Origin of the sequence: Pseudomonas lini, from assembly GCF_030812475.1 — a bacterium.
In the GTDB taxonomy this organism is placed as follows: Bacteria; Pseudomonadota; Gammaproteobacteria; order Pseudomonadales; family Pseudomonadaceae; genus Aquipseudomonas; species Aquipseudomonas lini_A.
Genome location: NZ_JAUSSR010000017.1, coordinates 131,938 through 141,359 on the forward strand (window position 1 = coordinate 131,938; position 9,422 = coordinate 141,359).

Annotated in this window: 6 protein-coding genes; 3 read left to right on the forward strand and 3 right to left on the reverse strand. The window is 59.2% G+C overall.

The features are described from left to right. The first annotated feature begins 9 nt into the window (after nt 1-9). Together J2W17_RS27300 and J2W17_RS27305 are read left to right on the forward strand one after the other, a co-directional pair. Nucleotides 10-477, forward strand: a complete 468-nt coding sequence (locus tag J2W17_RS27300; protein WP_307342147.1) for a flagella synthesis protein FlgN — start codon at nt 10-12, stop codon at nt 475-477. Nucleotides 478-568: 91 nt separating this feature from the next. Further along, the gene (locus tag J2W17_RS27305; RefSeq protein WP_307342151.1) at nt 569-1,315 is read left to right on the forward strand and encodes a flagellar brake protein; all 747 of its coding nucleotides are present in this window, start codon (nt 569-571) and stop codon (nt 1,313-1,315) included. A gap of 64 nt (nt 1,316-1,379) precedes the next feature. On the opposite strand, the gene J2W17_RS27310 is transcribed toward J2W17_RS27305, so the two are convergent. Further along, a complete protein-coding gene (locus tag J2W17_RS27310; protein ID WP_307342154.1) occupies nt 1,380-2,768 on the reverse strand; it encodes an MFS transporter in 1,389 nt (462 codons plus the stop codon). A gap of 70 nt (nt 2,769-2,838) precedes the next feature. Then, on the reverse strand, nt 2,839-4,080 hold the full coding sequence (locus tag J2W17_RS27315; protein WP_307342166.1) for a glutamine synthetase family protein: 1,242 nt from the start codon (nt 4,078-4,080) through the stop codon (nt 2,839-2,841). Nucleotides 4,081-4,542: 462 nt separating this feature from the next. On the opposite strand from J2W17_RS27315, the gene J2W17_RS27320 reads away from it, so the two are divergent. Next, nucleotides 4,543-8,694, forward strand: coding sequence for a CheR family methyltransferase (locus tag J2W17_RS27320; RefSeq protein WP_307342157.1), 4,152 nt, complete (start codon nt 4,543-4,545; stop codon nt 8,692-8,694). Here J2W17_RS27320 and J2W17_RS27325 read toward each other — a convergent pair. Further along, nucleotides 8,682-9,221, reverse strand: a complete 540-nt coding sequence (locus tag J2W17_RS27325; RefSeq protein WP_307342160.1) for a hypothetical protein — start codon at nt 9,219-9,221, stop codon at nt 8,682-8,684. The genes J2W17_RS27320 and J2W17_RS27325 overlap by 13 nt on opposite strands. Nucleotides 9,222-9,422: the final 201 nt, after the last annotated feature.

Genomic DNA, 9,422 nt, shown 5'->3' on the forward strand with positions numbered 1-9,422 from the left:
AGGCCAGCCATGCACGACACTAATCTGCTGCAATTGATCACCGACGACTTTGCTCCAACGCAACAATTGCTTGAGTTGCTGCAAACCGAGTCCCTCGCCCTGCACGGTCGTGACATGCGACTGCTCGAAGACATTCTGGCGCAGAAACAGGCATTGATCGTTCTGCTCGAACAGCATGGCCGCAAGCGCAGCGAAATCCTCGTCAGTCTCAATTTGCCCGCCAACCGCCAGGGCCTTGAGCAACTGGCCAGCCAATCGAGCGTTGGTGCCCAGTTACTGGCACAAAGCGATGCGCTGACCGACCTCCTGGCCCAATGCCAGGCCGCCAACCTGAAAAATGGCCAGTCGATCGTCATGCAGCAGGCCGCCACGGCCACCCAGTTGAAAATTCTCACCGGCGCAGAGCCACCGGCCCTCTACAATGCCAGCGGATCCTTCTCCACGCTGGTGAAGCCGCGCGCCCTCAGTCAGGCGTGAACCTGCTGATACATACGCCTATCAAGACAGCAAACATGCTGGCAAAATCATGGCCAGCCGCAGTCATATTTTGTCTGGAGATTGATGAACCGTGTCCAATGCCTTAAATGCGGAAGATGCTCCGCAGCCACCCAAGGTGCTTACCACGCCTCTGGAGATCTCCGGCAACCTGCGCCAGCTGCAAGACAGCCATGATCCGCTGATCATTACGTTCCACGAGCGCAGCCAGCGCTTCCAGAGCTATCTGGTGGACATCGACCGTGAACGTAAAACGATCGTCCTCGATGAAATGATTCCCCGCGATGGCGAGCGCTTCCTGCTGGCGGGCGAACCGTTCAAGGTCGAAGGCTTCCACGACGGTGTGCGCATTGCCTGGGACAGCAACGGCCCCCTGACCATCGACGAGTCCGGCGATACCCGCTGTTACCGCGGCCCCTTGCCCGATCAAGTGGTCTATCACCAGCGCCGCAATGCCTTTCGCGCCGCGTTGAAACTGGCACAACTGGTCAGCGTCGATCTGGACGGTGAAAAGCTCAAGGCGCCGATCAGCGGCAAATTGCTGGATATTTCCGCCACTGGCTGCAAGTTGCGCTTCGACGGCGACATCAGCAGCCGCCTGCAGCTGGGCCAGGTCTACGACCGCTTCGCCGCCGCCCTGCCCTTTGGCAAGATGACGGCTCCCGTCGAGTTGCGATACCTGCATTTCGAAGAACGAATCTCCACCACCTTCGCCGGCGTGCGCTTTCACAACATGAGCGGATTGGTGCAGCGTCAGGTCGAGCGGTTCGTCTATCAGCTTCAACGCGAGGCCCGGCGCTTCGACAAAGACGACTTCTGATACAGCGCTCAAATAAAAAACGGGCAGCCCCTTACGGTGACTGCCCGTTTTTTTAGCCCGGATATTAAGGCCGAGCCTCGGTGAAGCTTTGCTCACGCCCCAGGTCTTCGTCATCCGCGGACGAATCGGTTTCAGTCACCGGTTCACGTTCAGGCCCAGATTCAGGTTCAGGTTCAGGTTCAGGTTCGACCGGGTTCTGCATCTGCTCCTGCACCACTTGCTCATCGACCCGCGGATCAAGGCAAGCCACCAGCGGTGAGCTCGTCATATTATCCGGCATCGCGACGTGATGCAGTGGCGCATCGTCCACCTGATGCAGATTGGTGACCGCTTTCGGACGAATCCGCCAGACCAGCACCAGCGCGAAGAAACTGAAGAAGGCGTACAAACTCTGGCTGCCGAACAGCTTCATCAGCACCCCCGCCACCAACGGCCCGATACTGGCGCCGACGCCATAGGTCACCAGCAACATCGCCGTCAGGGAGACCCGACGATCACCTTCGACATGGTCATTGGAGAATGCCACCGCCAACGGATACAGGCAGAACTGCACCAACGAGCAGAGGAAACCGGCGATGAACAACACCTCCAGCGGCACCTGCTTCATGATCGCCAGCGGCAATGCGGCCAGTGCCAGGCTGAGGGCAAAACAGCGGATCAACAACGCCCGGTCATAACGATCGGACAGCCAACCCAACGGCCACTGCACCAGCAGGCCGGCGAAAATACAACTACCCATGAACAGGCCGACCTGCTCCGTGGACAAGCCCTGCTGCGAGGCATACAGCGGCGCCAGACCGTAGAACGAACCGACGATCAACCCCGCCCCGAGCACCGTGCTCAACGATTGCGGCACGCGCTTGATGAAGAACCTTGGCTCCATCGGCGCCGGGTGCATCGCCGCCGGGTGAATCCGCTGGGTCAGGGCCACCGGCACCAGGCACAGGGCGAAGCACAGGGCGACCAGCATCAGCAGCTCCAGACCCAGCCCGGGGTGCATGACCAGAATCAGCTGACCCAACACCAGCCCCAGGTAGGAGGCGATCATGTAGCCGGAGAACACGATGCCCCGCTGCTTGGCTTCCGCCTGCTCGTTGAGCCAGCTTTCGATGACCATGTACTGGCACATCATGCCAAGGCCGACGATAACCCGCAGAAACAGCCACGCGGGCAGCCAGTCCACCAGGCCATGGCCCAGCACCGCCGCACCGACGATCCCGGCACAGGCCGAATAGGCGCGGATATGCCCGACCCGGGCAATCAGCCGATGGCCGATCTTGCCACCCAGCACCAAGCCGAAATAGTTGGCCGCCATCAACGCACCGACCCACAGGCTGTCGACATGATCGGCAGCCAGGCGCAAGGCCAGGTAAGTACTCAGCAAGCCCGAGCCGATCAACATCATCAGCGAGGCAAAATAAAGCGCTCGAAAAGGTTTCCAGATTTGGCGCATCGGCGTTCCGAGCGGCTCCTTGCAGTGAGAAACGGACTATCCGAAAAGATAGCCCGGTGTCGACGAATCGTCAGGCCTGGGCCGCTAAAACACGCCGCTCCCAGGGAGTAATTTCATCAAGAAAGCTGGTCAACTCCAGGGTCTTCGAAGCGACGTAACCTTCGATGAATTCCTCGCCAAACAGTTCCTTCGCCAATTGACTACGTGTCAGACGCTCGAGAGCGGCATGCAAGGTACACGGCAATGAAAGATTATCCGGCACCTGGAACTCACCCTGAATCGCCTCGCTCGGCTCCAGTTGGTTTTCGATACCATATAACCCGGCCGCCAGGCTCGCGGCAACCGCCAGATACGGATTCGCATCCGCCCCCGGCAAACGGTTCTCGACCCGACGGGCGAGCGGCGAACTGGCCGGAATGCGCAAGCCGGCCGCACGGTTGTCGTGGGACCAGCAAGCATTGTTCGGAGACGCAAACGGATGGCACAAACGCTGATAGGAGTTCACGTTAGGCGCGAACAACGCGGTGAAATCCGCCATGCCCGCCTGCTGGCCGCCGATGAAATGACGGAAAATCGCGGTCGGCTCTCCGGCTTCGTCGCTGAATACGTTACGCCCGGTGCCGATCTCGACGATGCTCTGGTGAATGTGCATTGAACTGCCCGGGGTGTGCGCCAGCGGCTTGGCCATGCAAACCACGGTCAAGCCATGCTTGAGCGCGACTTCCTTGAGCAGATGCTTGAACAGGAACGTCTGGTCGGCCAGCAGCAATGGATCGCCGTGCAGCAGATTGATCTCGAACTGGCTGACGCCCATCTCGTGCATGAAGGTATCGCGCGGCAAGCCCAAGGCCGCCATGCACTCGTAAACCTCACTGAAAAATGGCCGCAAGCCGTTATTGGAACTGACGCTGAAGGCCGAATGACCGTCCTCGCGGCGACCGTCCAGGCCTACCGGTGGCTGGAACGGTCGAGTCGGATCGGTGTTGGGCGCGAAGATGAAAAATTCCAGCTCGGTCGCCACCACCGGAGCCAGCCCGAGGGCGGCATAACGCGCGATGACGGCCTTGAGCTGGCCTCGGGTCGACAGATTAGAGCGCTCGCCGGTCAACTCGTCTGCATCACAAATGACCAAGGCTCGCGGTTCCTTGCTCCAGGGCAAACAGTGGATCTGCGCCGGATCGGGAATCAACGCCAGGTCGCTGTCATCGCTGCCGTAGAAACGCGCTGGCGGATATCCGCCCATGATGCATTGCAGCAGCACCCCCCGCGCCAGCTGCAGACGTCGTCCTTGGAGAAAACCCTCGGCGGTCATTACCTTGCCACGGGGCACGCCATTCAAGTCCGGCGTGACACATTCAATCTCATCAATGCCCGTCAATCGCTGCGCGAGTGAACACTGGCCATCGGTCGTCATGACGCATTCCTGGTTATTGTGCAAGCCGCGAACGGCGACCCGTACAAAATAGGCTTCGCGTGTTCGGAATTTCAAGCATGGGCAAATAAATACTTCATCGCCAACGCCAACATGTAGGAGCCGGCTTGCCGGCGAAAGCGGAGGTTCGGACAACATCGTTGCTGGATGTCACGCCGCCATCGCTGCGATGCGGCGATCCGACAAGCCAACTCCTCCAGGGGAGATAGAGGCTGAACACGCCGCCCTACAAGCTAAATATTTGAAGGCGTTATCGAAAAACGGGATTATCCTGACTCATTGAAGTGCGCTGCCCATCGCTAGAACTCAAGACGCTTTCCGTCGCTGCCAAAGGCCGAAGTCATGACCACCACTCCCGGACGCTCGGGCAATGTTTCCGAGCCAAAGGCCTTGAGCCCCAGCACCCTGGATTTCCCTGTGGTGGGCATTGGCGCGTCGGCCGGTGGGCTGCAAGCCATCAAACTGTTTTTTGAAAACATGCCCCAGGACAACGGCATGGCGTTCGTGATCATCCTTCATCTATCCCCCGACCACCAAAGCTTCGCCGACAAGATCATCCAGGAGTCAACCCGGATGCCGGTCCTGCAGGTCACCGAAACGGTGCCCATAGAGAAAAACCGGGTGTATGTCATTTCACCGGCGCAACGGCTGACAATGAATGATGGGGTTCTTGAAGTTCGTGTCTGCGAACCGGATCAGGGGCGCAATGCGTCCATCGATCTGTTCTTTCGAGACCTGGCCGATGTGCACCGCGAGCGTGCTTTCTGCCTGGTGCTGTCAGGTTCCGGATCGGACGGTGCTGTCGGTTTGTCCCGTATCAAGGAACAAGGCGGCGTCACGCTCGCCCAGGCACCGGAAGACGCCGAATTCGACAGCATGCCCCGTGCGGCCATCGACACTCGCCTGGTCGACCTGGTACTGCCCGTGGTTGAGATGCCGCAAAAGTTGCTGGAATTGTGGCGTAACGCTCAGGAAATCAGCTTGCCTACCGCCAACGATCCCGAACTGCAAACCATTGCCGCCGTCTCCGAACGCGAAGCCGTGGTGGCCGAACAATTGCTGCATGACATTCTGATCCAGTTGCGCACCGGCACCGGCCATGATTTCAAACACTACAAGCGCGCCACCGTATTGCGCCGGATCGAACGTCGGATGCAGGTGACGGCCCAGCCGGACCTCGCCGGCTACTACCGCTTCCTGCAAAGTAATCCAGAGGAAACCAAGGCACTGCTGGGCGACATGCTCATCGGCGTGACCAACTTCTTCCGCGACCGAGAAGCCTTCGAAGCCCTGGAACGGGACGTGGTGCCGCAGCTGGTCAACGCCGCCGTCTCGACGCAAGCAGAGAAAGAAGAGATCCGGGTCTGGTCTGCTGGCTGCTCCACGGGCGAGGAAACCTACAGCCTGGCGATGCTGCTCAACGATCAGTTGCAACTGGACAGAAGCGCGGCCTCATTCCAGCTGTTCGCTACCGACATCGACGAACGTGCCATCAGCGTCGGCCGGGCCGGGTTGTACCCGCAAGCGATCATTACCGACGTGCCGCCCACGCGATTGCGGCATTACTTCGCCAAGGAAAACGACCACTACCGAATTCGCAAGGAAATCCGCGAAAAGGTGTTGTTCGCCAAACACAGTCTGTTGTCCGATCCGCCCTTCTCGCAAATCGACCTGATCGTTTGCCGCAACCTGCTGATCTATCTGGATCGCGAGGTGCAGCGCGAAATCCTGCAGATGTTCCACTTTGCCCTGCGCCCCGGCGGCTTTCTGTTTCTCGGTTCATCCGAGAGCGCGGACGCGTGCCATGAATTATTCGCTCCAGTGGACAAACGCAACCGGATCTTCCGCGCCAAAACCGGCACGGCCAATAGCCGTCGGACTCCGACCATGCCCCGCGGGGGCTACGTGCGCACCAGTGTTTCCCGGCAAACGCCGCCAAACAGCCTGCCGCGTAAACTGTCCGTTGCCGATATCCATCAACGGGCCCTGGAACAGTCCGCACCACCGAGCATGATTGTCGATGCCAATGCCGACATCCTGCACATGAGCGAAAGTGCCGGGCGTTTCCTGCGGCATGTCGGCGGTGAACTGTCGCGCAATTTGCTGACCCTGATTCTTCCGCAATTGCGTCTGGAAATCCGCACCACCCTGTTCCAGGTCCAGCAGAGCGGCCAGCCGGTCAAGTCCCGCGAAGTACCGATCCAGCGCGACGACCGACGCTACCTGATCGATCTCGTCGCCCATCCCTACAAGGACGAAGAGTCGGACGGCGACTACGTGTTGGTGATCTTCGAGGAGGTGGAGGTCGATCCCTCGGAGTTGGCGGCGACCACCGTGCTGCAAACGGAAAGCCAGGTGCTGTCCAACCTGGAGCACGAACTGCAACGCACCAAACTGCACCTGCAGGACACCATCGAACAGTCGGAAGTCTCCAGTGAGGAGCTCAAGGCTTCCAATGAAGAAATGCAGGCGATCAACGAAGAACTGCGCTCGGCCACCGAAGAACTGGAAACCAGCAAGGAAGAACTGCAGTCGATCAACGAAGAGTTATTGACGGTCAACTTCGAGCTCAAAACCAAGGTCGAAGAGACCGACAAGATCAACGACTACCTGACCAACCTGATCGCTTCCACCGACATCGCCACGGTATTTGTCGACCGCTGCATGCGCATCAAGTGGTTCACCCCGCGCGCCACCGACATCTTCAGCATGTTGCCGGTGGATACCGGGCGCTCGTTGCTCGACATTACCCATCGCCTGCACTACGACGACCTGGCCGCCGATGCGGCGCAGGTGTTCGAGTCGCTGAACATGATCGAGCGCGAAGTCAGCAGCAACGACAATCGCTGGTACATCGCGCGCCTGCTGCCCTACCGTTCCAGCGAAGACCACATCGACGGCACCGTGTTGACCTTCATCGACATCAGCAAACGTCGCGCCGCTGAAGAAGAGCTGCGCCTGGGCGAAGAACGCATGCGCCTGGTGGCCGAAAGTACCCGCGACTACGCGATCATCACCCTCGATGAACAGGGCATCATCACCAGCTGGAACAAAGGCGCCGAGTTGATCTTCGGTTACGGCAAGGCCGAGGCCGAAGGCGCCTATTACGACTTCATTTTCTCCATCGAGGATCGCGCGGCGGGGGTGCCTGAAAATGAGCTGTCATCGGCACGCACCCATGGCCGCAGCGAAGATGAACGCTGGCACCTGCGCAAGGACGGCAGCCGCTTCTTCTGCAGCGGCGAGGTGACGCTGCTCAAGGGCGAAAATCTCAAGGGTTACGTGAAAATTGCCCGGGACCTTACCGGCCACAAACGTCAGCACGAAGAGCAAAGCCAGCAACTGGCCGAGACCCGCAATACCAATTACCTCAAGGATGAGTTCTTCGCGGTGATGTCCCACGAACTCAAGCATCCGCTGAACCTGATCCAGCTCAACGCGGAGCTGCTGCGTCGCCTGCCGGTCACCAAGTCGCTGGCGCCGGCCGCCAAGGCCGTCAATACCATTTGCGATGCCGTCAACAGCCAGGCACGGATCATCGATGACCTGCTGGATGTCGCACGGGTTCGCACCGGCAAGCTCAAGCTGCAACCGGTCGCCGTTGATCTGATCAGCGTGTTGCGCGACATCCACACCGTCGTCCTCAATGAACGGCACGATCTCACCGTTGAACTGTTGGCGCCCGCTGAGCCGCTGTTCGTCCAGGCCGACCCGACTCGCCTGGAGCAGATCATCTGGAACCTGGTGAACAATGCACTGAAATTCACCCCGCCCAAGGGCTGCGTGCAGTTGATCGCCAGCCAGGTCGGAAACATGGCTCGGCTGGATGTCAAAGACGATGGTGCCGGCATCGCCCCCGAGAACCTCGATCATGTGTTCGACCTCTTTGGTCAGGCCGAACAACAGCACGCCACCCACCACCGGGAAGGCCTGGGTATCGGTCTTTCACTGGCCCGCCAATTGACCGAGGCACAACGCGGAACGGTTGAGGTCAGCTCTGGCGGCGTCGGAACGGGCTGTACCTTCACGGTGTGCCTGCCATTGGCACTCACCCACGGTGTGAGTCAATCTGCGCAGCCGGTCGAAATCGCCTCGGGACGCCTGAGCGGATTGACGATCCTCCTGGTGGACGACTCTGCCGACGTACTGGAAACCTTGAAAATGCTGCTGGAGATAGAGGACGCGAAGGTGATTGCCTTCGATCGACCGGTGGCGGCTTTGGACGCGGCCAAAAATACCCGATTCGATCTGATCATTTCTGACTTGGGCATGCCGGTCATGAGCGGCCATGAGTTGATGAGCGCCCTGCGTCAGTTGCCACTGATCAAGGATGTGCCGGCCATTGCATTGACCGGATACGGCACCCACAGCGACATTCAGAAGTCACGGCAATCAGGCTTTGATCAGCATATTGGAAAGCCGGTGTCCTACGATGACCTGATCGAAACCATCGAAGCCTTACGCCATTCACAGGGTAAAAATCAATCGAGATAGGCGCGCTGTACACAGGCGCGTCGATCGATGGCCTGCCTGAGCCGCTCCTTGTGATCGGCCCAAATCCCGGGATCAACCTTGGTTGAGCGCATCAAGTTCAACATGGCCGTCTTGGCGGCACGGTACTCCGCCCAGGCATCCTCGGACCTGATCTTCAAACGTTCGCGCTCGGTCATCTCCATGCGCCTCAACGCCAATACCGACTCATCGGTGATCACCGTACTCAGGGTCAACTGCACCCGGTGCGGCGCTACGAATCCTTGAGTGCCCGCAACAATCTCTCTTGCTCGCTGGATACCCCATTTCAACGTCGTGCAGTAATTTTCCTCGACACGCCGGTCATAAAACTCCTCACCGATCGCCCAACCGTTCGGGCCGTAGACGCCGATGAAAACCTGGGGAATTCCCTCATTGTTGACCCGCGCCTGCACCTCGATTTGCACGCCGTCGCCGAGCACTTCCTCATGGGTGTGAAGGGGTAGCCGTCTATTGTTCCATAACCAGAATTGGGCGCCTCTACGTCGCATCTATATCCCTCCGTCAGTGGTCCTCTGGATTAAGGCACAGCACTGACGGACTTTCCATGTAGGTCGTCGGCAGGTTGCATTTGCGTCGCGGCGCATTTTCGGCGGACAAAAACAAAACCCCTACCTGCATGCGCAGATAGGGGTTTCGGAATTCAATCTTGACGATGACCTACTCTCACATGGGGAAACCCCACACTACCA